The organism is Nocardia rhizosphaerae, assembly GCF_042650365.1.
Lineage (GTDB): Bacteria > Actinomycetota > Actinomycetes > Mycobacteriales > Mycobacteriaceae > Nocardia > Nocardia rhizosphaerae.
In genome coordinates this window covers 87,959-112,719 of sequence record NZ_JBHSBA010000002.1, presented here as the reverse complement: position 1 = coordinate 112,719, position 24,761 = coordinate 87,959, and the positions used below count along the sequence as shown (strand labels likewise).

General features: G+C 69.8%; 22 protein-coding genes. 16 read left to right on the top strand and 6 right to left on the bottom strand.

From position 1 onward, the window contains the following. Window positions 1-68 precede the first annotated feature (68 nt). Entirely contained in the window at window positions 69-3,632 is a 3,564-nt protein-coding gene (gene dnaE / locus ACFOW8_RS01450; protein WP_378544170.1) for a DNA polymerase III subunit alpha, read from the bottom strand. 219 nt (window positions 3,633-3,851) lie between these two features. Between dnaE and ACFOW8_RS01445 the strand changes: the two genes are divergently transcribed. The 12 genes from ACFOW8_RS01445 to ACFOW8_RS01390 all read left to right on the top strand — a co-directional run bounded on the left by ACFOW8_RS01445 (window position 3,852) and on the right by ACFOW8_RS01390 (window position 15,675). Then, a complete protein-coding gene (locus ACFOW8_RS01445) occupies window positions 3,852-5,033 on the top strand; it encodes a sensor histidine kinase (RefSeq protein WP_378544167.1) in 1,182 nt (393 codons plus the stop codon). 211 nt (window positions 5,034-5,244) lie between these two features. Continuing rightward, window positions 5,245-5,982 carry a dienelactone hydrolase family protein gene (locus tag ACFOW8_RS01440; protein WP_378544164.1) on the top strand — a complete coding sequence of 246 codons (738 nt, stop codon included), beginning with the start codon at window positions 5,245-5,247 and terminating at the stop codon, window positions 5,980-5,982. A gap of 91 nt (window positions 5,983-6,073) precedes the next feature. Beyond that, window positions 6,074-6,865, top strand: a complete 792-nt coding sequence (locus ACFOW8_RS01435; RefSeq protein WP_378544161.1) for a LytR/AlgR family response regulator transcription factor — start codon at window positions 6,074-6,076, stop codon at window positions 6,863-6,865. Next, window positions 6,862-7,227, top strand: a complete 366-nt coding sequence (locus tag ACFOW8_RS01430) for a hypothetical protein (protein WP_378544158.1) — start codon at window positions 6,862-6,864, stop codon at window positions 7,225-7,227. Before ACFOW8_RS01435 ends, ACFOW8_RS01430 begins: the two co-directional genes overlap by 4 nt. Before the next feature lie 19 nt (window positions 7,228-7,246). Beyond that, window positions 7,247-9,001 (top strand): sodium/solute symporter, encoded by a 1,755-nt coding sequence (locus tag ACFOW8_RS01425; protein WP_378544155.1) that lies wholly within the window; start codon window positions 7,247-7,249, stop codon window positions 8,999-9,001. Between the two features lie 151 nt (window positions 9,002-9,152). Next, a complete protein-coding gene (locus tag ACFOW8_RS01420; protein ID WP_378544152.1) occupies window positions 9,153-9,506 on the top strand; it encodes a DUF485 domain-containing protein in 354 nt (117 codons plus the stop codon). Continuing rightward, the gene (locus ACFOW8_RS01415; RefSeq protein WP_378544149.1) at window positions 9,503-11,137 is read left to right on the top strand and encodes a solute symporter family protein; all 1,635 of its coding nucleotides are present in this window, start codon (window positions 9,503-9,505) and stop codon (window positions 11,135-11,137) included. Before ACFOW8_RS01420 ends, ACFOW8_RS01415 begins: the two co-directional genes overlap by 4 nt. Window positions 11,138-11,210: 73 nt before the next feature. After that, window positions 11,211-13,154: an acetate--CoA ligase gene (gene acs / locus ACFOW8_RS01410; protein ID WP_378544146.1), complete on the top strand. Its 1,944-nt coding sequence runs from the start codon at window positions 11,211-11,213 to the stop codon at window positions 13,152-13,154. Window positions 13,155-13,225: 71 nt separating this feature from the next. Next, window positions 13,226-13,846: an LON peptidase substrate-binding domain-containing protein gene (locus ACFOW8_RS01405; protein WP_378544256.1), complete on the top strand. Its 621-nt coding sequence runs from the start codon at window positions 13,226-13,228 to the stop codon at window positions 13,844-13,846. 174 nt (window positions 13,847-14,020) lie between these two features. Continuing rightward, on the top strand, window positions 14,021-14,668 hold the full coding sequence (locus tag ACFOW8_RS01400; RefSeq protein ID WP_378544143.1) for a hypothetical protein: 648 nt from the start codon (window positions 14,021-14,023) through the stop codon (window positions 14,666-14,668). Further along, a complete protein-coding gene (locus ACFOW8_RS01395; RefSeq protein WP_378544140.1) occupies window positions 14,658-15,218 on the top strand; it encodes a DUF6529 family protein in 561 nt (186 codons plus the stop codon). The genes ACFOW8_RS01400 and ACFOW8_RS01395 overlap by 11 nt, the downstream gene beginning before the upstream one ends. A 31-nt stretch (window positions 15,219-15,249) precedes the next feature. Next, window positions 15,250-15,675 carry a Rieske (2Fe-2S) protein gene (locus ACFOW8_RS01390; RefSeq protein ID WP_378544137.1) on the top strand — a complete coding sequence of 142 codons (426 nt, stop codon included), beginning with the start codon at window positions 15,250-15,252 and terminating at the stop codon, window positions 15,673-15,675. A gap of 9 nt (window positions 15,676-15,684) precedes the next feature. Here ACFOW8_RS01390 and ACFOW8_RS01385 read toward each other — a convergent pair whose 3' ends face one another. Next, the gene (locus tag ACFOW8_RS01385; protein WP_378544135.1) at window positions 15,685-16,155 is read right to left on the bottom strand and encodes a VOC family protein; all 471 of its coding nucleotides are present in this window, start codon (window positions 16,153-16,155) and stop codon (window positions 15,685-15,687) included. A 157-nt stretch (window positions 16,156-16,312) separates the two neighbouring features. Here ACFOW8_RS01385 and ACFOW8_RS01380 point away from each other — a divergent pair, with 157 nt between their 5' ends. After that, entirely contained in the window at window positions 16,313-17,164 is an 852-nt protein-coding gene (locus ACFOW8_RS01380; RefSeq protein ID WP_378544132.1) for a TIGR03619 family F420-dependent LLM class oxidoreductase, read from the top strand. 22 nt (window positions 17,165-17,186) lie between these two features. On the opposite strand, the gene ACFOW8_RS01375 is transcribed toward ACFOW8_RS01380, so the two are convergent. Both ACFOW8_RS01375 and ACFOW8_RS01370 read right to left on the bottom strand, forming a co-directional pair. Then, window positions 17,187-17,915: a hypothetical protein gene (locus tag ACFOW8_RS01375; protein WP_378544129.1), complete on the bottom strand. Its 729-nt coding sequence runs from the start codon at window positions 17,913-17,915 to the stop codon at window positions 17,187-17,189. Continuing rightward, window positions 17,912-18,799, bottom strand: a complete 888-nt coding sequence (locus ACFOW8_RS01370) for a hypothetical protein (protein ID WP_449289751.1) — start codon at window positions 18,797-18,799, stop codon at window positions 17,912-17,914. The genes ACFOW8_RS01375 and ACFOW8_RS01370 overlap by 4 nt, the downstream gene beginning before the upstream one ends. A gap of 147 nt (window positions 18,800-18,946) precedes the next feature. Between ACFOW8_RS01370 and lspA the strand changes: the two genes are divergently transcribed. Genes lspA through ACFOW8_RS01355 form a run of 3 tightly spaced genes read left to right on the top strand, consistent with a single transcriptional unit; the run spans window position 18,947 to window position 21,235 of the window. Continuing rightward, a complete protein-coding gene (lspA, locus tag ACFOW8_RS01365; RefSeq protein WP_378544126.1) occupies window positions 18,947-19,546 on the top strand; it encodes a signal peptidase II in 600 nt (199 codons plus the stop codon). Continuing rightward, the gene (locus ACFOW8_RS01360; RefSeq protein WP_378544123.1) at window positions 19,543-20,469 is read left to right on the top strand and encodes an RluA family pseudouridine synthase; all 927 of its coding nucleotides are present in this window, start codon (window positions 19,543-19,545) and stop codon (window positions 20,467-20,469) included. The genes lspA and ACFOW8_RS01360 overlap by 4 nt, the downstream gene beginning before the upstream one ends. Beyond that, on the top strand, window positions 20,462-21,235 hold the full coding sequence (locus ACFOW8_RS01355) for a hypothetical protein (RefSeq protein ID WP_378544120.1): 774 nt from the start codon (window positions 20,462-20,464) through the stop codon (window positions 21,233-21,235). The genes ACFOW8_RS01360 and ACFOW8_RS01355 overlap by 8 nt, the downstream gene beginning before the upstream one ends. 184 nt (window positions 21,236-21,419) lie before the next feature. Here ACFOW8_RS01355 and ACFOW8_RS01350 read toward each other — a convergent pair whose 3' ends face one another. Together ACFOW8_RS01350 and ACFOW8_RS01345 are read right to left on the bottom strand one after the other, a co-directional pair. Beyond that, on the bottom strand, window positions 21,420-22,238 hold the full coding sequence (locus tag ACFOW8_RS01350; protein WP_378544117.1) for a PhzF family phenazine biosynthesis protein: 819 nt from the start codon (window positions 22,236-22,238) through the stop codon (window positions 21,420-21,422). An 80-nt stretch (window positions 22,239-22,318) separates the two neighbouring features. Beyond that, window positions 22,319-24,742 carry a cation-translocating P-type ATPase gene (locus tag ACFOW8_RS01345; RefSeq protein WP_378544114.1) on the bottom strand — a complete coding sequence of 808 codons (2,424 nt, stop codon included), beginning with the start codon at window positions 24,740-24,742 and terminating at the stop codon, window positions 22,319-22,321. Between the last annotated feature and the right edge of the window lie 19 nt (window positions 24,743-24,761).

Below are 24,761 nucleotides of genomic sequence, written 5' to 3'. Positions count from 1 at the left end.
GGCGATCCCCAGCCGCGCCCGCGATCGACGAGGCGGCGCCGGATGCACGGGTCACCCCGATCGCCCACTCAGCCCAGGCAGCCGGGGCCGAGCAGTGCCTTCAAGTCGCCCATCAGCGCCGACGACGGCGATACCCGCCAGGCGTCGTCGAGTTTGAGCAGCGTGGTCTTCTCCCTTGCGCCCACATGCCGCACGTGGACATCGGAGGTGCCGGGATGCCGGGAGAGGACCTTCTTGAGTTCGCGGACCTTGTCCGGCGTGCACATCCGGGTGGTCATGACGACCGATACCGGCTTGGCGACGCCGATGGCCGACAGATCCGGCACGACGAGATCGTTGGCGATCAGCGAGATCCGGTCGTCGCGGACGGACACGCGGGCCTTCACCAGCACCACCGCGTCCTCGACCACATCCATGCCGTACACCGAGTACGACTGCGGGAAGAACAGCACCTCCACGCCGCCGGTGAGGTCCTCGAGCTGGGCCGAGGCCCAGGCCAGGCCGTTCTTGTTGATCCGGCGGTTCACCGAGGCCAGGATGCCGCCGATGGTCACCTGAGCGCCGTCCTTGACATCGCCTTCGAGGATCGCCGGGATGGGGGTGTCGACCTGGGCGGCCAGCACGTGCTCGACACCGTTGAGCGGATGCCCGGACACGTAGAGACCGAGCATCTCGCGCTCGAGCGCGAGTTTGTGCTTGGTCTCCCATTCGTCCTCGGGGACCTTCACATCGAACACCGAGGCGACCGAGTCGTCGCCGTCGTCCAGGCCGCCGAACAGGTCGAACTGGCCGATCGCCTCGGCCTTCTTGGTCGACATCACCGCGTCGATCGCGTCGGAATGCACCAGCAGCAGGCCCTTGCGCGGATGCCCGAGCGAGTCGAAACCGCCTGCCTTGATGAGCGATTCGGTGACCTTCTTGGAACAGGCCAGCGCGTCGATCTTGTTCAGGTAGTCGGAGAAGTCGGTGAACTTCGACTTCTCCTTGCGGGCGGCGATGATCGAGGACACCACATTGGCACCCACATTGCGGACCGCGCCGAGACCGAAGCGGATGTCCGTGCCCACGGAGGCGAAGTTCTGCTCGGACTCGTTGACGTCCGGCGGCAGCACCGTGATGCCCATTTTGCGGCAATCCGACAGGTAGATGGCGGCCTTGTCCTTGTCGTCACCGACGGAGGTGAGCAGGCCTGCCATGTACTCGGCCGGATAGTTCGCCTTGAGGTAGGCGGTCCAGAACGAGACGAGGCCGTAGCCCGCGGCATGCGATTTGTTGAACGCGTAACCGGCGAACGGGAGGATGGTGTCCCACAGCGCCTTGATGGCAGGCTCGGAGAAGTCGTTGGCGAGCATGCCGTCGCGGAAGCCGGCGTAGGCCTCCTCCAGCACCGACAGCTTCTTCTTACCCATGGCGCGGCGCAGGATGTCGGCCTGGCCGAGCGAGTACCCGGCGACCTTCTGCGCGATCTGCATGATCTGTTCCTGGTAGACGATCAGGCCGAAGGTGTCGGCCAGGATCTCTTTCAGCGGCTCCTCGAGCTCGGGATGGATCGGCTTGACCTCTTGTCGGCCGTTCTTGCGGTCGGCGTAGTCGTTGTGGGCGTTCATGCCCATCGGACCGGGCCGGTACAGCGCGAGGACGGCGACGATGTCCTCGAAGCCGGTGGGCTGCATGCGGCGCAGCAGGTCGCGCATGGCGCTGCCGTCGAGCTGGAACACGCCGAGGGTGTCGCCGCGGGCGAGCAGCTCGTAGGTGGCCGCGTCGTCGAGCGGCAGGTGGTCCATGTCGAGATCGATGCCACGGTTGGCTTTGATGTTCTCCAGGGCGTCACCGATGACGGTGAGGTTGCGCAGACCGAGGAAGTCCATCTTCAGCAGGCCGATGGCCTCACACGACGGATAGTCCCAGCCGGTGATGATCGCGCCGTCCTGCGCGCGCTTCCACACCGGGATCGCGTCGGTGAGCGGTTCGGAGGACATGATCACCGCGCAGGCATGCACGCCCGCGTTGCGGATCAGGCCTTCCAGGCCCTTGGCGGTCTCGTAGATCTTGGCGATGTCGGGGTTCGAGCCGATCAGCTCGCGCACCTCGGCGGCTTCCTTGTACCGCTCGTGCTCCGGGTCGGTGATGCCCGAGACCGAGATGTCCTTGGCCATGATCGGCGGCGGCAGCGCCTTGGAGATCTGGTCGGCGATGGCGAAACCGGGCTGACCGAAGAGCACTCGCGCGGAGTCCTTGATCGCGGCCTTGGTCTTGATGGTGCCGAAGGTGATCACCTGCGCGACCCGGTCGCTACCCCATTTCTCGGTGGCGTAACGGACCATCTCACCGCGGCGGCGATCATCGAAGTCGATATCGATATCGGGCATCGACACCCGCTCGGGGTTGAGGAACCGCTCGAACAGCAGGCCGTGCGGGATCGGGTCGATGTTGGTGATGCCCATCGCGTAGGCGACCAGCGAACCCGCGGCCGAACCACGGCCGGGGCCGACCCGGATACCGACATCGAGCGCGTGCCGGATCAGGTCACCGACGACCAGGAAGTACGCGGGGAAGCCCATCTGGTTGATGACCGAGAGCTCGTACTCGGCACGGTCGACGTACTCGCGCGGTGGGCCGTCCGGGAACCGCCGGTCCAGGCCGCGCATGACCTCCTTGTGCAGCCAGGTGGCCTGCGTCTCGCCCTCGGGCACCGGGAAGATCGGCATCCGGTCACGGTGCTCCCACACCTCGTCGTAGGACTGCACCCGCTCACCGATGAGGACGGTGTTGTCGCAGGCTCCGGGGACCTCGGCGTCCCAGAGGGCGCGCATCTCCTCGGCCGACTTGAGGTAATAGCCGTCACCGTCGAACTTGAAGCGAGTCGGGTCCGACAGCGTCTTACCGGTCTGGATGCACAGCAGCGCTTCGTGATTGGTCGACTGGTCCTTGGTGACGTAATGGCAGTCGTTGGTGGCCAGCGGCGGGATCTCGAGCTGCTTGCTGATCATGAGCAGGCCCTCGCGCACGCGGCGCTCGATGGACAGACCGTGGTCCATCACCTCGAGGAAGAAGTTCTCCTTGCCGAAGATCTCCTGCCACTTCGCGGCGGCTTCCAGCGCCTCGCGCTCGTGACCGAGGCGCAGCCTGGTCTGCACCTCGCCCGACGGGCAGCCGGTGGTGGCGATGATGCCCTCCGCGTGCGCGGCGATGATCTCCTCGTCCATGCGCGCCCACTTGCCCAGCTGACCCTCGATGGAGGCCAGACTCGACAACTTGAACAGGTTCCGCAAACCGGTCGCGTTCTCGGCGACCATCGTCATGTGGGTATAGGCACCCGAGCCCGACACGTCGTCACTCTTCTGGCCTGGATCGCCCCACTGCACACGCTTGGTGTTGAACCGCGACTCCGGGGCGATGTAGGCCTCGATGCCGATGATCGGCTTGATCCCCGCGTTCTTCGCCGAGTTGTAGAACTCCGAGGCGCCGTACATATTGCCGTGGTCGGTCATGCCGACGGCGGTCATGCCCAGCCGATTCGCCTCCGCGAACAGCGGCGAGATCTTCGCCGCCCCATCGAGCATCGAGTACTCGGTGTGGTTGTGCAGGTGAACGAACGATCCGGACGGAGCCAAGACGGTCCTTCCTCCCATGGTCTCGACGGGGGTTGGCCTTGGCATTCTATGCACGGAGGTACGACAGGTTCCGCCACGCCATGCGGGCACAGAACCCCCGCCCCAGGACGCTCCGGCGTGTCGTGGTGAACGTCACCGGCGAGTCCGCACTGCCAGGTCCCGGCGCGGGCGAGGGAGCGGCTTGTCCGGGTATCGCCACCGACATAATCGGTGCGTGCACACCGATCGGCTCACCCCATGACCGCCTTCGTCGTCGCGGGCGTGGTGGCGCTCGCGCTGCTCGTCGTGGCATGGCTGATCTGGCGGCGGACGCAGCGGGTGGTCACCACGCCCGCGCAGCGGGCCGTGCATCAGGCGCTGCACACCGCGTCGCTGGCGGCGGTGCCGTTGCGGCGAGGGCTGACCGAGGAGTCGGCGCGGGAAGCGGCACCGCAGCTGCGGGTACTGGCCGGGGCCGAGGCGCTCGGGGTGGCCGACGCCGAGGCGACCTTGCTGGCCTGGGACGGGCCGCGAGCGGGAATGCTCGCGTCGTTCGCCGAGGCGGCGGGCCGGGCGATCGCCGCCGAACGGCCGATTCTGGTATCCGCGGACGAGCACACGCTGATCGCGCAGCCGTTGCTGATCGATACCGGGGCGGCGGTGGGCGCGCTCGGCATGGTGACCGCCGGGAAACCGGGGCCCGGCATGCTGGCGGCGGCCGGTGAGGTGGCGAGGTATGCCTGTGGGCAGCTGGAACTGGCCGAGCTCGATGCCTCCCGCGCGCGCGTCGACCGGGCCGAACTGCGGGCACTGCGGGCCCAGATCAGTCCGCATTTCATCTACAACGCGCTCAATACGATCGCCTCCTTCGTGCGGACCGATCCCGACCGGGCGCGCGAACTGATCCTCGAGTTCGCCGATTTCACCCGCTATTCCTTCCGCGCCACGGGCGAATTCACCGTCCTCGCCGACGAACTGCGCAATATCGAGCGCTATCTCGCGCTGGAACAGGCACGATTCGGCGACGCACTGGACGTGCGCTTGCAGATCGCGCCGGAAGTACTGGGCGTGGTGCTGCCGTTCCTGGCTCTGCAACCGCTGGTGGAGAACGCGGTGCGGCACGGCCTCGGCGGTGGCGCGCGCGGCGGGCACCTGAGCATCGTGGCAAGTGACGAGGGCACCGACTGCCTGATCAGCGTCGAGGACGACGGGATCGGCATGGACCCCGAACTCCTGCGCTCCGGCGCCCTCGACGCCGTCGACACCGGCACCGGCCCCGCCCGCACCGGCGAAGCCGCCCACGTGGGTCTGGCCAATGTCGACGACCGCCTCCGCGCCGCCTTCGGCAACGACTACGGCCTCGTCGTGGAAACCGCTCCAGGCGCGGGAACCAAGGTCAGCATGCGTGTCCCGAAATTCCGTCCCGGCATCCGCGCCTGATCCGCCTCAGCGGCTGGTCGGCCGTCGAGTCAGGCGAAAAACCCGTTGGTGGTCCACGGCGGCCACTGCTAACTTTTCCGAAGACCGTGCCAGGGCCGAGGAGGTGGTATCCGTGAACGCAGTATCGACATGGGTGCTCCCCTCCGGGGTCACGGTCGGGCGATAGGTCGTCCGGGAGCGCCGTTCCCCAGCACTCCCGAAAGGCACGACCGTGCAATTCATTTCCGACAATGTCCTCGCCGACGGCGGCGTCCGCGAGCGCGAATTCACCCTCGGCGAGATTCCCGGCATCCTCTGGACCTCGCCCGCCGCAGCCACCTCGGCACCCTTGATCCTGGTCGGTCCCCCACCCCTCGGCCTGCCGAAGGCGTATCCGCGATTGCTGGCCAGGGCCCTGCCCACCGTCGCGGCGGGTTACGCCGCGGCCACCATCGAACTCCCCGGTCACGGTGAGCGGCCCCGGATCCCGTCCGGCGAGCAGGCCCTCGCCGACCTGCGCCGGGCCCTGCGGGCCGGAGAACCGGTCACCGACGACATCGTCGACCGGCTCATCCTGCCGCTGGTCGACCAGGCGGTCCCGGAGTGGCAGGCCGCGCTGGACGCCTTGACGGCGCTGCCCGAGATCGGCGGCCCGATCGGGTACTCGGGTGGGATGATCGCCCTCGGCACCCGGCTGGCGGCGGTCGAACCGCGCATCGCGGCCGCAGTGCTGTTCGCGGGGAGCTTCGTCCCTCGCGCCATCATCGCCGAAGCCCGGCGAGTCACCGTTCCGGTGCACGTCCTGTTGCAGTGGGACGACGAAGGGAACGACCGGCAGATGGCCCTCGACCTGTTCGACGCGTTCGGCTCCGCGGAGAAGACATTGCACGCCAATATGGGCGGGCACACCGGCGTCCCGCCGTTCGCCGGCGCGGAGGCGGGCCGGTTCTTCGCCCGCCACCTGACCTGACTCCGGTCGGGGCCGACGTGGTGGGCCGCCGGCCGAACAGCGGCCGATACCGTTCCCGGCCGGAACCGGCGGCAGCTACCATGAACAGGCTGTGACCTGGAACACCGATGAGACTCCGCTCGGGCTGCGAGTGCTTGCCGTCGATGACGAGAAGCCCGCACTCGACGAATTGGTGTACCTGCTGAGCGAGCAGGCGGGAGTCGGGGAGATTCACCGGGCCGGTGAGGCGACGGCGGCATTGCGGCTGTTGCGGGCGCATCCGATCGATGCGGTGTTCCTCGACATCGATATGCCCGGTCTCACCGGGATGGAGCTGGCGGGGATCCTGTCGGAGTTCGCCGAGCGGCCTGCGGTGGTGTTCGTGACCGCGCACGACGATCACGCGGTGACGGCTTTCGATCTGGGCGCGATGGACTATCTGCTCAAGCCGTTGCGGGCCGCGCGGCTGGCCGAGGCGGTGCGGCGGATCGTGGCGGCGCGGGCGCCGGCGCCAACGGCGGCGCCGCCCGCGCATCCGAACGAGGTGATCCCGGTGGAACTGGGCGGGGTGACCACGTTGGTGAACCGAGCCGATGTGGCCTGGGTGGAGGCCGACGGCGACTATGCGCGACTGCACACCGGGTCCGGATCGCACCTGGTGCGGATTCCGCTGTCGGCCCTGGAATCTCGCTGGGCTGACGCCGGGTTCCTGCGCGTGCACCGGTCCTATCTTGTGGCCTTGCGCCTGGTCACCGGGCTGCGCAGCACGGGAAGCGGCACCGTGGTGTGTCTGCGCGCCGACGGCGCGGCCGGCGCGGTGGAGTTGCCGGTGAGCAGGCGGCAGGTGCGCGAACTCAAACTGCGGCTCGTGCACGGCCCGCGCCGGAACCGGACGCAACGATGACAGGTCCGCAGCGCCCGCAACGGGAGCGGGTCGTGCTGGCGCAACGCCGTGGCGCGCGTCAGGTCCGCACCCGTACCGAAGTGGTCGAGCAGACCGAACTGGGTGCGGCCATGATCGGCGGCTTGATCAGGGCCCAGCTCGGGCTCGCCGTGCGTCTGGGGCTGGTGGTGCTCGCCGTGGTCGGCGCGCTGCCGGTGCTGTTCGGTATCGACCCGATCGCCGAAACCACCGTGCTCGGCATCCGGCTGCCCTGGCTGGCGCTCGGCGTCCTCGCCTTCCCCGCGCTGTACGCGGTCGGCAGGCTGTATGTCCGCCTGGCCCAGCGCAACGAAGACGACTTCCTCGAACTGGCCGGGGACTGACCGTGCCGGAGCACGCCCGATGACACCGGACAACCCGGCACTCACCATCTCCGCCCTGGTGCTCGCCGCGGCGGCGACCATCGGCATCGGGTTCTACGGAGTCCGCCTGTCCCGCACCACCTCCGATTTCCTGGTCGCCTCGCGCACGGTCGGCTCGCGCTGGAACGCGGCGGCGATCTCCGGCGAATACCTCTCGGCCGCCTCGTTTCTCGGCGTCGCCGGGCTGATCGCGAAGTACGGTGCCGACGCGCTGTGGTACCCGGTCGGGTTCACCGCGGGCTATCTGGGTCTGCTGATGTTCGTGGCCGCCCCGCTGCGTCGCTCCGGCGCCTACACCGTCCCCGATTTCGCCGAGTTCCGGCTCGGCTCGATCCGGCTGCGGCGCATGGCCGCCGCGCTCGTCGTCCTGGTCTGCGCGGTGTATCTGATCCCGCAGTTCCAGGGCGCCGGACTGACCCTGCACATCCTGCTCGGCGCACCGCACTGGGTGGGCGCGGCCGCGGTCGGGGCGATCGTGCTGGTGAATGTGATCGGTGGCGGCATGCGGTCGGTGACCCTGGTGCAAGCCTTCCAGTACTGGCTGAAACTGACCGCGGTCGCGGTGCCCGCGCTGGTGCTCGGCCTGTATTTCCTCGGCGACCGGGCACCGGTCGGCACCCCGGCGCCACCCACCGTCGACACGCGCACCACGGTCGACATCTCCACCGATGTGGTGGTGCACCTCGACGTCGCGCAGCAGGTGCGGATCACCGGCACCGTGGACGGGCGCACCGCCGACGGTCCGGTCCTGCTCACGCCCGGCGACCACGCCCTCGCCGCGGGCACCGAGCTGGTCCTCGACGCCGGCGCGGCGGTGCCGGTGGTGGCGGGCGCGCCCGCCGACGGCGCGGGCTGGGTGGCCGCGGGCGGCGGGTTCGGTGGCGAACACCCGCAGTACCAGGTGTTCTCACTGATCGTGGCCACCTTCCTCGGCACCATGGGCCTGCCGCACGTGCTGGTGCGGTTCTACACCAACCGGGACGGCCCGTCGGCGCGCCGGACCGCGCTGGCCGTGATCGGGTTGGTCGGCCTGTTCTATCTGTTCCCGATACTGCTCGGGGTGTTCGCCCGGCTCTACGTGCCACAGTTGCTGATCACCGGCGCCTCGGACGCGGCGGTGGTGCTGCTACCCGGCGCGGTGCTCGGCGGGCTCGGCGGCCAGCTGCTTGCCGCACTGGCGGCGGCGGGCGCGATCGCGGCATTCCTGTCCACCTCGTCGGGACTGCTGGTGAGCCTGGCCGGGGTGCTGAGCACCGATGTGCTGCGCGGCCGGATCCGGGACTTCCGGGCCGCAGCCCTGGTCGCCGGGCTCGTCCCGCTGACCCTCGCGCTCACCGTCGCCTCCCTCGACCTGTCGCGGACGGTCGCGCTGGCGTTCTCGGTGGCCGCCTCGACGCTGTGCCCGCTGCTGGTGCTCGGCATCTGGTGGCGCGGCCTGACCGCGGCCGGTGCGGTGAGCGGACTGCTGACCGGCGGGATCACCGCGGGCGGCGCGACGGTGCTCGCGGTGCTCGGTGGGGTGTCACCCGAGCTGGCGGGCGGGTGGCCGTCGGCGATCGTCGACTATCCCGGCGCGGTCAGTGTGCCGCTGGCGTTCGCGGTGACCATCCTGGTCAGCCTGCTGACCACCGGGCAGGACCGGCGGACCGTCGCGGGCATCTTCCTGCGCATGCACGCCCCGGAACGGCTCGGGCTCAGCGCCGACCGCGACCCGGCCACCGCCACGCACCGGTGATTTCGCGCCGACCGCTCGTCGCGCCACAGCGACCGTTCACCGCAGCGGCGGCCACCTTCACCGAGTGACCCACACCACACCGTTCTGTGACGGGGCTCACCGCCTTACGGTCGTTCCACGCACGACCCCCCTCAAGCTAGGAACACCCAGCATGACCGAAACCGACACCGCACCAGCGCCGGACCGGCGCACGCCGAGTGCCGACGAATGGCTCGCCGTGCAGGCGAGCCCGCAGTTCCAGGATCTGCGTACGCGCCTGCGCCGCTTCGTCTTCCCGATGACCGCCCTGTTCCTGCTGTGGTATCTGAGCTATGTGCTGCTCGGCGCCTACGCGCACGACTTCATGGCGACTCGGGTCTTCGGCAACATCAATGTGGGCCTGCTGCTCGGCCTCGGGCAGTTCGTCTCCACCTTCCTCATCACCGGGCTCTACGTCCGATTCGCCAATCGTGAACTGGATCCGCGCGCCGCGGCCATCCGCGAGACCATGGAGGGCCGGGCATGAACGTCCTCGCCGCGGACACGACGGTGGGCAACCCCGTCGCCAATATCGCCATCTTCCTGCTGTTCGTCGCGGTCACCATGGTCGTGGTGATCCGGGCCAGCCGCAACAACGCCAGTGCCGCCGACTATTTCACCGGCGGCCGCGGCTTCTCCGGCCCGCAGAACGGCATCGCCATCGCGGGCGACTACCTGTCGGCGGCCAGCTTCCTCGGCATCGCAGGCGCCATCGCCGTCTACGGCTACGACGGGTTCCTGTACTCGATCGGGTTCCTCGTCGCCTGGCTGGTTGCGCTGCTGCTGGTGGCCGAGATGCTGCGCAACACCGGCAAATTCACCATGGCCGACGTGCTCAGCTTCCGGTTGAAGCAAGGCCCGGTGCGCACCGCGGCCGCGCTGACCACCCTCACGGTGTCGCTGTTCTATCTGCTCGCGCAGATGGCGGGCGCCGGCGGTCTGGTCGCGCTGCTGCTCGACATCTCCTCGCGCGCAGGTCAATCGCTGGTCATCGCGGTCGTCGGTGTGCTGATGATCGTGTACGTGCTGGTCGGCGGCATGAAGGGCACCACGTGGGTGCAGATCATCAAGGCGGTGCTGCTGATCGCCGGTGCCGCGCTGATGACGGTGCTGGTGCTGGCCAAGTTCGGGTTCAACTTCTCCGACATCCTCGGTGCCGCACAGCATTCGGTGAGCGGGTCGGCCAGCGAGGCGGTCGCCGCGCGTGATGTGCTCGCCCCCGGTGCCCAATACGGCGGCAGCGAGGTGTCGAAGCTGAACTTCCTGTCGCTCGGTCTGGCGCTGGTGCTCGGCACCGCGGGTCTGCCGCATGTGCTGATGCGCTTCTACACGGTGCCGACCGCGAAAGAGGCACGCCGCTCCGTGGTCTGGGCGATCAGCCTGATCGGCGCGTTCTACCTGTTCACCCTGGTGCTCGGCTACGGCGCGGCCGCCATCGTCGGCCCCGACCGGATCCTCGCCGCCGCGGGCGGGCAGAACTCGGCGGCGCCGCTGCTGGCGTTCGAACTCGGTGGGGTGCTGTTGCTCGGCATCATCTCGGCGGTCGCGTTCGCGACGATCCTCGCGGTGGTGGCGGGCCTGACGATCACCGCATCGGCTTCCTTCGCCCACGACATCTACGCGAGTGTGCTGAAGAAGGGCGAGGTCGACGAAACCAAGCAGGTGCGGGTCTCCCGGATCACCGCGGTGGTGATCGGCGTGCTGGCGATCGGGCTCGGCATCCTGGCCAACGGCCAGAACATCGCGTTCCTGGTGGCGCTGGCGTTCGCGGTGGCCGCCGCCGCGAACCTGCCGACGATCCTGTACTCGCTGTTCTGGCGGCGATTCAACACCACCGGCGCACTGTGGTCGATGTACGGCGGCCTGATCTCGACCATCGTGCTCATCGTGTTCTCCCCGGCGGTGTCGGGCGGCAAGTCCGCGATGATCACCGGCGTCGACTTCCACTGGTTCCCGCTGTCCAATCCGGGCATCGTGTCGATCCCGCTGGCGTTCGTGCTCGGCATCGTCGGGACCTATGTCGGTGGCCGCGGCGAGCAGGCCGACGCCGCCAAGGCCGCCGAGATGGAAGTGCGCTCGCTCACCGGTGTCGGTGCGGAGAAGGCGATCTCGCACTGACCATCCCCGCCGGGGCCGGTGGTGACCCCACCGGCCCCGGCCATGCCCCCCTGAAGTTCGAAGGAGATTTCCCGTGACCGGTGCCGTCACCGACCCCACCCGACCCGACCAGGCGAGCAGCTACCCGCCCGCCGCCGAGTTCGCCGCCGCCGCCAACGCGGGCGCCGACCTCTACGAGCGCGGCGAGACCGACCGCGACGGCTTCTGGGCCGAACAGGCCGCCCGGCTGCACTGGCACAAGCCCTTCGCCCGAGTACTGGACTGGAGCGACGCGCCGGTGGCGCGCTGGTTCGCCGACGGCGAGCTCAATGTCGCCTACAACTGCCTCGACCGGCACGTGCTCGACGGACACGGCGACCAGGTCGCCATCCACTGGGAGGGCGAGCCGGGCGACTCGCGCGCCATCACCTATCGCGAACTGCTCGACGAGGTCTCGCGCGCAGCGAACACGTTCACGGCGTTGGGGCTGGTGGCAGGCGACCGGGTGGCGATCTACCTGCCGATGGTGCCCGAGGCGATCGTCACCATGCTGGCGTGTGCGCGACTGGGTCTGCCGCATTCGGTGGTGTTCGCCGGGTTCTCGCCCAGCGCGCTGCGCCAGCGCGTCGACGACGCGCGGGCACGGCTGATCGTGACGAGCGACGGGCAGTGGCGCCGTGGCAAACCCGCGCCGCTGAAGTCGGCGGTCGACGAGGCGCTCGGTGCCGATCCCACCTCGGTGGAGCAGGTGCTGGTGGTCCGCCGCACCGGGATCGAGGTGCCGTGGACGGCGGGACGCGACCTGTGGTGGGACGAAACCGTCGCGCTCGCTTCACCTTCCCACGAGGCGCGGCCGTTCCCCGCCGAGCATCCACTCTTCATCCTCTACACCTCCGGCACCACCGGAAAACCCAAAGGCATCCTGCACACCAGCGGCGGCTACCTCACCCAAGCCGCCTACACCCACCACAACGTCTTCGACCACAAACCAGGCACCGACATCTACTGGTGCACCGCCGACATCGGCTGGGTCACCGGACACAGCTACATCGTCTACGGCCCCCTCGCCAACCGCGCCACCCAGGTCGTCTACGAAGGCACCCCCAACTCCCCCACCGAACACCGCCACTTCCAGATCATCGAAAAATACGGCGTCACCATCTACTACACCGCCCCAACCCTCATCCGCACCTTCATGAAATGGGGCCGCGAGATCCCCGACGCCCACAACCTCACCAGCCTGCGCCTGCTCGGCTCCGTCGGCGAACCCATCAACCCCGAAGCCTGGCGCTGGTACCGCGAGGTGTTCGGCGCGAACAAGACCCCGATCGTGGACACCTGGTGGCAAACCGAAACCGGCGCCATCATGATCTCCCCACTGCCCGGCGTCACCGCAGCCAAGCCCGGCGCCGCCATGCGCCCGCTGCCCGGCATCTCGGCGAAAGTCGTCGACGACGACGGCACCCCGCTCGGCAACGACGCCGCCGGGCTGCTCGTCCTCGATCAGCCGTGGCCGTCGATGCTGCGCGGCATCTGGAACGACATGGACCGCTTCCGCGAAACCTATTGGCAGCGTTTCGCTTCCGAAGGGTGGTATTTCGCCGGGGACGGGGCCAAGCTCGACGCCGACGGCGATCTGTGGATCCTGGGCCGGGTGGACGATGTCATGAACGTCTCCGGCCACCGCATCTCCACCGCCGAGGTCGAATCCGCGCTCGTCGGGCATCCGGCGGTGGCCGAGGCCGCGGTGGTCGGCGCCGCCGACGCGACCACCGGGCAGGGCATCGTCGCCTTCGTCATCCTCACCGGGTCGGCGGTCGCCGACGACGCGCTCGTCACCGAACTGAAAGCCGCGGTGTCGCTGGAGATCAGCCCGATCGCCCGGCCGCGCGAGATCCACCTGGTACCGGAGCTGCCCAAGACCCGCAGCGGCAAGATCATGCGCAGGCTGCTGCGCGATGTGGCCGAGGGACGCGAACTCGGCGACACCTCCACCCTGGTCGATCCCACGGTCTTCGCGGCGATCGCCAAGGGATGAGGGGAGGCGGCAGCGAGCCGTTCGGGCATGGCAGCCGCGACAGCGGGCATCCTGTGAGGGTGGAGATTCCGATGTTTCCGCTGGGCGCGGTGCTGCTGCCCGGCGAGCCGCTGTCGTTGCAGATCTTCGAGCCACGCTATGTGGACCTGGTGCGGGACTGCCTCGACGGGACACGGGAGCCGGAGTTCGGGGTGGTGCTGATCGCCCGTGGGCACGAGGTCGGCGGCGGTGACGTGCGCACCGACGTCGGCGTCGTCGCCAGGATCATCGATGTCGTCGAGCTGTCGGGGTCCCGGTTCCGGCTGCGCTGCGTCGGCACCGACCGGATCCGGGTCGACGAGTGGCTGCCCGACGCACCGTATCCGCGCGCGGACGCGCGGATCTGGCCGGACGAGATCGGCGCCGACGATACCGATCTGCTGGCCGACCTGTGCAAACGAGCCGACCGGCTGCACACCCTCACCGCCCAGCTCGCCCGGCGCTCCGGGATCCGGCGCCCGCCGCCGTCGGCCTCGCTCGAGCAGCTCCCCGACGACCCGACCGAACGCTCCTACGAGCTGGCCGCCCGCCTGCCGATCGGCCCCACCGACCGACAGGCGGCCCTCTCGGCTCCCGACCCGCACGCCCGCTTGGAATCGCTCGTCACCGCGGTCGACGACGCGATCGCCATGATGGAGTTCCGGCTCCAGTAGCCGGGCGGCCCCGGTCGCGGTGGAAAGCTCGGTGCACACCGAGCGAAAACCTGGCGTGCGGATCGAACCGGCGCATCGGCTGTCCCGTTGAACTGTGCAGGAGCGGGCGCGCGATGCTGCGAAGGACCCGTTCCCGGTCGCGAATGCCGCGGCCGAGCGGGAGGAGATTCACCGATGAGCAGACTGGGGCCCTGGCTGACCCTGGCGGCGGTAGGCGTGCTCGGCGGCACGCTGTTCGTCGTCAACATGGCACAGGACACGACGACATCCACCGAGGCCGTCGCGCCGCCACCGACGGCGGCAACGACCCAGGCCACCGCCCAGGACGAGACGGCCGCGACACCGTTCCCCGCCGAGGCCGACTACGTCGGGACCACCTCGCTGGCATCGGGCGCGACGCTCACCCTGGCGATCACCGTCGAGGGTGAGAAGGCGATCGCCTATGCCTGCGACGGGGTCGCGATCGAGAGCTGGCTGGACGGGCCCGCGGAGGCCGGGACGCTGCGGCTGACCGGAAAGAACGCGGCGAGCTTCGACGGCGACTTCGACGGCGATGCGGTCACCGGGTCGCTGGCGATCGGCGGCAAGCAGTGGACGTTCACCGCCGCGCCGGTGCAGCCCCCGGCCGGGCTCTACGTCTACGAGGCAGCGGGCGTGCGGCAGAGCTGGATCACCGACGGCGCGGGCCGGGTCACCGGCGTGCAGCGGGCCGCCGACGGCACCACCACACCGGCACCGGCACTGCGCCCGGACGGCACCGCGACCGTGGCGGGCGCCGAGGTGACCGCCACCAAGGTGAGCGGAGGCGACGATGTCGGCTGAGCAGCGGATCGCGCGCCCGAACGCGACCATCGGCCTGATCGTCGCGGTGCTGGTCGGTGCCGCGGTGTCGGTCGCGCTCGGGGTGTACGGCAAGGTTCACGAACCACGGTTCTTCGCCGTGAATGTGGCCGGGTTCTCCAGTCCCACCGCGGTCAAGGCCTGGCTGGCCACGGCGGTATTCGCGCTGGCGATCGGCCAGCTGTTGTCCGCGCTGCTCATGTACGGCAAGCTGCCCGGTCTCACCGCGCCGCCGTGGATCGGTGTCGTGCATGTGTGGTCGGGCCGGGCCGCGGTGCTGCTCAGCGCGCCGGTCGCGGTGCACTGCCTGTACGCGCTCGGCTTCCAGGACGGGACCGCCAGGGTGTACGCGCATTCGGTCCTCGGCTGCTTCTTCTACGGCGTCTTCGTGGCGAAGATGCTGCTGCTGACCCGAAAGGGACTGCCCGGCTGGACCATTCCCGTCGCGGGCGGAGTGACCTTCGCCGGCCTGACCGGCTTGTGGCTGACCTCGTCGCTGTGGTTCTTCCAGAACAACGGCCTCACCTTCTGACCACCTCGACCTCGGACAACGGAGCACAACGATGACAAGCAACGAGATCAGGATCGACCGCAGGACCGCCGTGGTCGGCGCGGGCGCCATCGCCGCCGCGGCCGCGCTGGCGGGCTGCAGCACCTACGGCAACGACAGCGGCGCCGCGGCCGAGGTGGCACCACCGGCCGACGGCCCGGCGGGCGCGCTCGCGAAAACGTCCGACGTGCCGGTGGGCGGCGGGGTGATCGTGGGCGACACGGTGATCACCCAGCCGACCGCGGGCACCTTCGTCGGCCTGTCGGCCACCTGTACCCATGCGGGCTGCAAGGTCGCCAAGATCGCCGACGGCACCATCAACTGTCCGTGTCACGGCAGCCGCTTCGGGCTCGACGGCAGCGTGAGCAGCGGCCCGGCCGCCCGCCCGCTGCCCCCGAAACCGGTTCGCGTGGAGGGTGATTCGATCGTGCAGGGCTGACGAACCGGCTCAGCCCGCCGCGTTCATCATCTCCTGCATGCGCCGCTGCATCTCGGCTTCGGAGACGTCCTCGATGTGGGTCGCCACCGTCCACCGGTGACCCCACGGATCCTCGAAGGCGCCGCTGCGGTCGCCGTAGAACTGGTCGGTCATCGGGGTGATCTCGGTGGCGCCCGCGGCGATCGCGGCGGCGAAGGCGGCATCGGCGTCGGCGACGTAGACCATCAGGTTGACCGGCGATCCGCCGACCGCCTTCGGATCGAGGAAGCCGATCTCCGGTACCGGGTCACCGACCATGAGAACGGAATCGCCGACCAGCAATTCGCTGTGGACCACGGTGTCGCCTGGGCCCGGCATCAGCATGCGCACGGTGGCGCCGAAGACCGCGGTGTAGAAGTCGATCGCGGCCGCGGCGCCCGCACAGGAGATTCCGGGACAGATCCGCGGGTAACCTGCGGGAAAGGGAGAGACATCGGACATCGGATACCTCCGTGTCGAGGTTGATGCTCGGACCGTTCCGAGCCTAGGCCGCGCACCGGTCCGGGGGAAGGGTGCCGTGGCCACGGTCTTCCGGACAGCCACGAAGACTGGTAGAACTTGTTTCAGTTTTTACACCGTCTGACCCGGAGGGCCGACCATGCGGTACGGGATCGTGCTGTTCACCAGTGACCGGGGCATCACGCCCGCCGACGCCGCGCTGACCGCGGAGAACGCGGGGTTCGACGCATTCTACGTGCCCGAGCACACCCACATCCCGGTGGTCCGCGCGGCGGCGCATCCCCAGACCGGCGATTCCTCGCTGCCCGACGACCGATACCTGCGCACCCTCGACCCGTGGGTCGCGCTGGCGACAGCGGCCGCGGTGACCGAGCGGATCACCCTGTCGACCGCGGTGGCACTGCCCGCCGAACATCATCCGATCACCCTCGCCAAGACCATCGCCTCGCTCGACCACCTCGCCGGCGGCCGGGTGGAGCTCGGCGTCGGATTCGGCTGGAACACCGACGAACTCGCCCATCACGGTGTGCCGCCGAAGAAGCGGCGCACGGTGCTGCGCGAGAACCTCGACGCGATGCGCACCCTCTGGTCGCAGGAGGAGGCCGCCTTCGAAGGCGAATTCGTGCGTTTCGGGCCGAGCTGGTCGTGGCCGAAGCCGATCAGCCCGACCATTCCGGTACTGCTCGGCGCAGGCGGCACCGAGAAGACCTTCGGCTGGCTGGCCGCCAACGCCGACGGCTGGATCACCACCCCGACCGAGGGCGAGCTGGGCGAGAAGATCGCGCTGCTGCACCGGGTCTGGCGCGAGGCGGGCCGCACCGGCACACCGAGGGTGATCGCGCTCGCCGGCCGCCACGACGCCGACCAGCTGGCCCGCTGGGCCGACCTCGGCGTCACCGAGACGGTGTTCGGGATCCCCGACCGCTCGGCCGAGGAGGTCCGCGGCTACATCGCCCACCTCGGCGGCAAGCTGGCCGCCGCCGTGTCGTAGCGCGTCCTGATCAGGTGCTGGGTCAGCCGCGGAGTTTGCGCACCTGGGCGGCCGTGAGATCGGCCAGCACCCCCGGATCGACGGATTCCGGCGCGGTGACAACGAGCTGCACGAGCGTGTTGCCCACCTGGACCAGGGCGACCTGGGAGGTGATCGTCAGACCTTCACTCGTCGCGGTGAGAGTGAAGGCGGCATTGGCGTCCCCGGCGCTGGGCTGCTCCAGCGTGTCGGTGAGGTAGTCGATCCGCACTCCCGCTTCGTCACCGGAGTACGCGCGGCAGCGGCGCGGCAGGGCTTGCAGCGCGCCGAACGCGGACGGCAGCGCGGCATCGGCGTAGCCGGCCGCGTCGATGTCGATGGTGGCGAAGCCGGGTCCGGCGAAGTGGACCGATGCCGCGGCCGCCGAGCCCGGCCACTGCTCGGCGATCGGCGTGAGCAGGCGGGCGCAGTCGGGCGGGTCGGTCGGCGACTCCGACGGCACGGCGGAGCCGGTGCCGTCCTCGCGCGGGGGCAGCACGCCGAACTCACCGGGCAGATCCGCCGCAGCGAGCAGGCCCGCCGACAGCAGCGTGGGGTCACCGATCACGGCGCCGGTGCCGGGCGCCGCGGTCACCGGCGGGCTGAGGCTCTCGACACACGACTCCTCCCCGCCGCACTCGTCATAGCCGGGACTGCACGCCACCACACCGCATCCGAGTGCGAACGCCGCGGCCGCGCCGCTCGCGCGGCGCAGCACGGTACCCCGCATCACTCGGCCCAGGAGATCCGGGTCGACTGCGTCTGCACGAGGATGCTCGCGCTGCGCGAGTCGCGATAGGTCTGCTGACCGCCGACCTCGATGGCGCCCGAGACCGGCAGCGGCAGGCCGAGGTCGACGATGATGGTGCCGGTGCCCTCCATCACATAGCCGTCGATATCGAGCGAACCGGCATCGTTGGGCAGCGCCCACACGTCGTCGGTGGGGATCTGGCTCACCTGCAGATCGATGGTGAGCCGGTCGCCGTCGCGGCTGGTGAGGGTGGCGGTGGTGACCTGATCGAGGGCGACCCCGCCGTTGATCTGCTGGTGCACCGTCCACACCGCACCCACCCCGACCAGCTCGTCGGGGAACGCGATCGACCGGTAGACGGCCTGGTAGAAAGCCTGCTCCAGCGCGGCACGCGCCGAGTTCGGGGTGTCGGGGGACGGTGCGAGGCGCAATTCGGTGATGGCGCCGAGATCGCTCATCTCCAGCCCGGCGTATGACCCGTCGGCGGTGGTGAACGCCTTGTTCAGGACCGGGTCGGGGGTGGTGACCGTCCCGACGGTGACATCGACACCGTCGGTGCCTGCGCGCGCGGTCATCGGGATGGTCAGCGCCGCGGGTGAGAAGTCGCGCGACGGCTGCTCGTTCACCTGCTGCTGGATGCGGTAGTCGGTGCGCAGCGTCACCTCCTGCGTGGTGCCGGGCAGGTAGCGCGGACGCAGCAGCTCGCGCGGCTCGGCACCGGGCGACACCAGGGTGGTGACGGCGGCCGTGATCGGCACCGTCACCTCCTTCATCCCGAGCGGCTCGGTGCCCTCGGTCTCGACCGGCGACGGCGACGGGTCGGCGCAGCCGGCACCGAAGGTGGCGAACCCGAGCACGAGCGCCACGAGTAACACCCCGGGACGTGCGATGCGGGGCGAGCGAGAACTAGACAACACCGTCACAGCCATCAGCCTACGACCGCTTCCTGAGTAACAGCTGGGACTCCCGGCACCGCGGCGAAGAGCCGATCGCCTCTAGGGAATGATGGACGCGTGAGTGAAGACCGGCCCACCGACAACGCCGCCGTCCCCGAGACCGGCGAAGACGCGCAAGAACCCGCGACCGGGACGGCGAAACCCGCTGGTCGACGCCGGTTGCCGACGCTGCTGATCATCGCCGTCGTGCTGTTCGGGCTCGACCTGCTGACCAAATGTCTCGCCGTGGCCCTCATCGACCCCGGCGAATCGGTACCGATCATCGGCGATTTCGCGCGGTTCACGCTGGTGCGCAACCCGGGCGCGGCGTTCTCGATGGCGACCGGCATGACCTGGCTGCTCACCTTGATCGCGGTCGCGGTGGTGATCGGGGTCATCCGGATCGGGCGCACGCTGCGCTCGCTGTGGTGGGCGATCGGGCTCGGCATGGTGCTCGGCGGCGCGCTGGGCAACCTGGTCGACCGGATCTTCCGGTACCCGGGCCCGCTGCAGGGCCATGTCGTCGATTTCGTCGCCATCGGCTGGTGGCCGGTGTTCAATGTGGCCGACTCGTCCATCGTGTGCGGGGCGATCCTGCTGGTCGCGCTCACCGTGTTCGGGTTCGAACCGGACGGCACCCGCAGCGGACGCAAGCATGCGCAGAAAGGCACAGTGTGAGAGAGACCAGGACGATGCCCGTGCCGGACGGGCTGGACGGGATGCGGGTCGACGCGGGCCTGTCCCGGCTGCTCGGGCTCTCCCGCACCGCGGTCGCCGCGCTGGCCGAGGAGGGCTCGGTGCAGCTGGACGGGGTCGCGGCGGGCAAGTCCGACCGGCTGACCGCGGGCGCCTGGCTGGAAGTGGTGTTCCCGGAACCGAAACGAGAGCTGGTGGTGGAGGCCGCGCCGGTGGAGGGAATGAAGATCCTCTACGCCGACGACGACATCGTCGCCGTCGACAAGCCGATCGGCGTCGCCGCGCACACCGGTGTCGGCTGGACCGGGCCGACCGTGGTCGGCGGGCTGGCCGCGATGGGCTACCGCATCTCCACCTCCGGCGCGCACGAACGGCAGGGCATCGTGCACCGGCTCGATGTCGGTACCTCCGGGGTGATGGTGGTCGCCCAGTCCGAGCACGCGTACACGATGCTCAAGCGCGCCTTCAAGCAACGCACGGTCGACAAGCAATACCATGCCCTCGTGCAGGGACATCCCGATCCGAGCAGCGGCACCATCGACGCGCCGATCGGGCGGGCGCGCGGCAACGACTGGAAGTTCGCGGTCACCGGTGACGGCAGACCCAGCGTCACCCACTACGACACCATCGAGGCGTTCCAGGCCGCGAGCCTGCTCGACGTGCACCTCGAGACCGGCCGCACCCACCAGATCCGGGTGCATTTCTCCGCGATCCGCCACCCCTGCGCCGGTGACCTCACCTACGGCGCCGATCCGACCCTGGCCAAGCGGCTCGGGCTGGAGCGGCAGTGGCTGCACGCGCGCAAGCTCGGGTTCAACCATCCCGCCGACGGCCGCTGGCTCGAGATCACCAGCGAGTACCCCGACGATCTGGCAGGCGCTCTGGACGTGCTGCGCCATGCCTGAAGTCCCGCGGTCGCCGGAACCGGTGCCGGATCCGGCACCGGACGACCGCGGGACTTCAGCCGCCGAGCCTGCGCCGCCGAGCACACCGTCTCCGGGCCGCGCGGCGGCGCGGGATCGGCGGCAGACGATGCTGGTGCTCGGCGCCGCCGCGGTGCTCGCCGTGGTGGTCGTGGTGCTCGGCGTCGTCAACCCGAAGCCGTCGGGTCCGATCGCGACCGATCGGCTCGGACCAGCGCAGGGTGAACGGGTCGCGGACTATCTCGCCGCGGCGGCCGCGTCGCTGGACGGCGACGGGACCGAGCCGCACTGGGCGCTGGTCTCGTTCACCGATTACCTCACCCCGCAACAGATTCCGGCCGCGGCCGACGGCTTGCGGATCTCCGGGGTGATCCAGCACGTCCCGATCGATCGGGTCCAGACGCCGATTCTCACCATCGCGACCCCCGCGGGCGACGAACCCGCGCTACGCTCCGCCGACGCCGCGGCCGGCCTGCTGGCGACCCAGCGGTTCCGGGATCAGCGCAGCGCGCAGATCGCCGAGGTCGCCGCGGCCAGGTTGCGGGCGGGCTGCCCGTGCACGGCCGGGCTGGTGGTGCGCGGCCCGCTGCCCCGATTGCGGGAGCTGGCGACGCGATCCGGCGTGCGGGCGGTGCAGGCGCTGCCCGCCGACGCGGTCGCCGGTACGTTCGCGGTGGCGCCGCTGCTGCCGGAGACCACCGATATCGTCACGCCGACCCCGGACGACGGCCCGGTACCGGGCGAGTAGCCCCGGCGTGGATCGGACCGCCGCTACCGCGCCCGGTCACGCGGCCGCCGCGTGCCCGATGGTGATGTCGCCGTAAGGGTTTCGGGCGAACACCCGCACCGTGTCGTCGCCGGCCTGGACGGCCTCCGCTTCGCAGGTCAGCACGGGTTTTCGGCCGCCGCGGGGCAGGCGGCGGCCGGTCGGATCAGTCGGGCAGGGTGACGACGCCGTCGAGATAGCGCCGACAGCGGCCAGCCAGCAGCACCCGGTCGTCGGCGAGCTCGGCACGCAGCGTGCCACCACGGCGGGACAGCTGGCGGGCGGTGAGCGACGCGCGGCCGAGCTCACGACTCCACAGCGGGACCAGCTGAGCGTGCGCCGAACCGGTGACGGGGTCCTCGTTCACCCCGGCACCGGGGGCGAAGAAGCGGGAGACGATATCGGCGCTCGTCCCGGCTGCGGTGACGACCACCCCGCGCGACAGGGGCGGGAAGGCACCGAAATCCGGTGCGGCAGTAAGCACGTCGGCTTCGCTCGCGACCACGATCACCTCGTCCTGGCCGGTGTAGGCGCGCACGGGGGTGACGCCGAGCGCGGCGATCAGGACCGGGTCGGGGTCGACCGGCACCGAGACCAGCGCGGGCAGATCGAGGACGTACTCGTCGTCTTCGGTGCGATCCACATGCAGCCAGCCGGAGCGGGTGTAGAAACTGACCCGGTCGTGGCCAGGATGGATGTCCTCGATGAGCTGGGCGGCCGCGGCCAGGGTGGCGTGCCCACACATGTCCACCTCCACCGCGGGAGTGAACCAGCGCAAGTGATAGGCGGGCCATTCGCCGGGCGGGCCACCCGCCTCCTGCGGTAACTCGGAGGTGTGGAACGCGGTCTCGGCGAGGTTGTTCTCCTCGGCCAGTTGTTGCAGCAGCGCATCCGGCAGCCAGGTGGGCAGCGGCATGACCGCGGCCGGGTTGCCCGAGAACGGTGCGTCGGCGAACGCGTCGATCTGGTGCAGCAGTACCTCCATAGTGCGCAAAGGTACTCCAACCCCGAATGTTCGTCCGGCGCAAGGGTTCCCGAGGCAATCCCGGCCTGGTCAGCGGCGCCTCAGGCGCCCTGGGCGCCGACCGCGGGAATGAACTTGCCCCGGTTGCCGCTCAACCGTGCCTGCACCCACCACGCCAGCTCCACGAGCACGATGCCGACCGCGCCGCAGACGAAGGCGGCCAGGGTCAGCCGCGGATTGGACGGGTCGAGCTTGAAGAACTCGCGAGTGAACGGGGTGGTGAACAGGGCGATGTAGGCCAGCACGGACACCGCGATCAGCACTACCTTCCACCACACGTACGGCCGCGCGACCAGCGCGAGCACCCACACCGCGATCATGATCAGGGTGATCAGCGCCGTGGTACCCGCCTGTACCTTCTGGGTCTCCGACGCCTCCGGCCCCGCGTAGGCGATCAGGTAGGCCACGAAGGTGGCGACCCCGATCACCACGCCCGACGGCACCGCGAGGCGCATGACCCGGCCGACGAACCCGGTGCGCGCCCGCTCGTTGTTCGGGGCCAGCGACAGGATGAACGCCGGGATGCCGATGGTGAACCACGCCGCGATCGTGACGTGGCGCGGCAGGAACGGATAGCCGATCGGGTCGTAACCGAAGATCTGCGACCCCACCCCGGCCAGCCCGACCAGGAAGGCGAGCAGCACCGAATACACGGTCTTGGTGAGGAACAGATTCGAGACCCGCTCGATATTGCCGATCACCCGGCGCCCCTCCCCCACCACATACGGCAGGGTCGCGAACTTGTTGTCCAGCAACACGATCTGCGCCACCGCGCGGGTGGCCGGGCTGCCTGCGCCCATCGCGACGCCGATATCGGCGTCCTTGAGGGCGAGCACGTCGTTGACACCGTCACCGGTCATCGCGACGGTGTGCCCGCGCGACTGCAGGGCGCCGACCATGGCCCGCTTCTGGTCCGGGCGCACCCGGCCGAAGGTGGTGTCGCGGTCGAGCACGTCGGCGAGTTCGTCGCGGTCCTCGGGCAGGGTGCGCGCGTCGACCGGATGATCGCCACCGGGCAGGTCGAGCGAGGAGGCGACCGCGCCCACCGAGACGGCGTTGTCGCCGGAGATCACCTTGATCGAGACCTGCTGGTCGGCGAAGTATTCGAGGGTGTCCTTGGCGTCGGGCCTGACCTTCTGTTCGAGTACGACCAGGGCGGCGGGTTCGACCACGCCCGGCGCGTCGTCGGCGTCGACCGGACGGTCGCCGCGGGCGAGCAGCAGCACCCGCAGGCCGGAGGAGCCGAGCTGTTCGGCCCGCGCGGCATCGGCCGAGCTCGGGTCGAGCAGCACATCGGGCGCGCCGAGCAGCCAATCGCCATGGGCGCCATAGGAGATGCCGCTCCACTTCTTGGCCGAAGAGAACGGCGCGATGGCGGTCTGCGTCCAGTCCGGCGCGTCGGGCAGGGCTTCGGCGATGGCCTGCACACTGGCGTTGGGCCGAGGATCGTCGCTCGCCAGTGCCGCCAGTGCCCGGCGGACCTCGGCCTCGTCGAAGGCGCCGAGCGGCTCGATCTCGGCCAGCCGCATGCCGTTCTCGGTGAGCGTGCCGGTCTTGTCCGCGCACACCACGTCGACGCGGGCCAGCCCCTCGATGGCGGGCAGTTCCTGCACCAGGCAGTTGCGCTGCCCCAGCCGCACCACACCGACCGCGAACGCGATGGAGGTCATCAGGACCAGGCCTTCGGGCACCATCGGCACCAGCGCGGCGACCATGCCGGTGACCGCGGGCCGCCAGGACTCCTGGCTGGAGACCAGCTGGTTGTAGATGCTCAGCAGGCCCGCCGGGATCAGCAGGTAGGTGATGAACTTCAGGATCTTGTCGATCCCGGAGCGAAGTTCCGAATGCACCAGGGTGAACTTGCTGGCCTCCTCGGCCAGTTTCGCCGCGTAGGCGTCCTTGCCGACCTTGGTCGCGCGGTAGGCGCCGGAGCCCGAGACCACGAAGCTGCCCGACATCACCGGCGCGCCGGCGCCCTTGTCGATCGGATCGGCCTCGCCGGTCAGCAGCGATTCGTCGACCTCGAGTGCCGCCGATTCCTCGATCTCGCCGTCGACGACGATCTGGTCGCCGGGGCCGAGCTCGATCAGATCGTCGAGCACCACCTCGCTCGGCGCGACCTGGGTCGCCACGCCGTCGCGCCGCACCGTCGGCTTGGCCTGGCTGACGATGGCCAGCTGGTCGAGTGTGCGTTTGGCCCGGATCTCCTGGATGATGCCGACGGCGCTGTTGGCCACGATGAGCAGGCCGAACATGCCGTCGATGAGCGAGCCGGTGGCCAGGACGAGCAGGAAGAGCACACCGAGGATGGCATTGATGCGGGTGAAGACGTTCGCCCGGACGATGTCGCGTACCGAGCGGCTCGCTCGGGCCGGAACATCGTTGGTGCGCCCGTCCCGGCGTCGTTGTTCGACCTGTGCTGCGGTCAGCCCCGTCGCCGCGGGCTCCTGCACGGAAATGGACATGCTCGTCAGGCTACGGCAG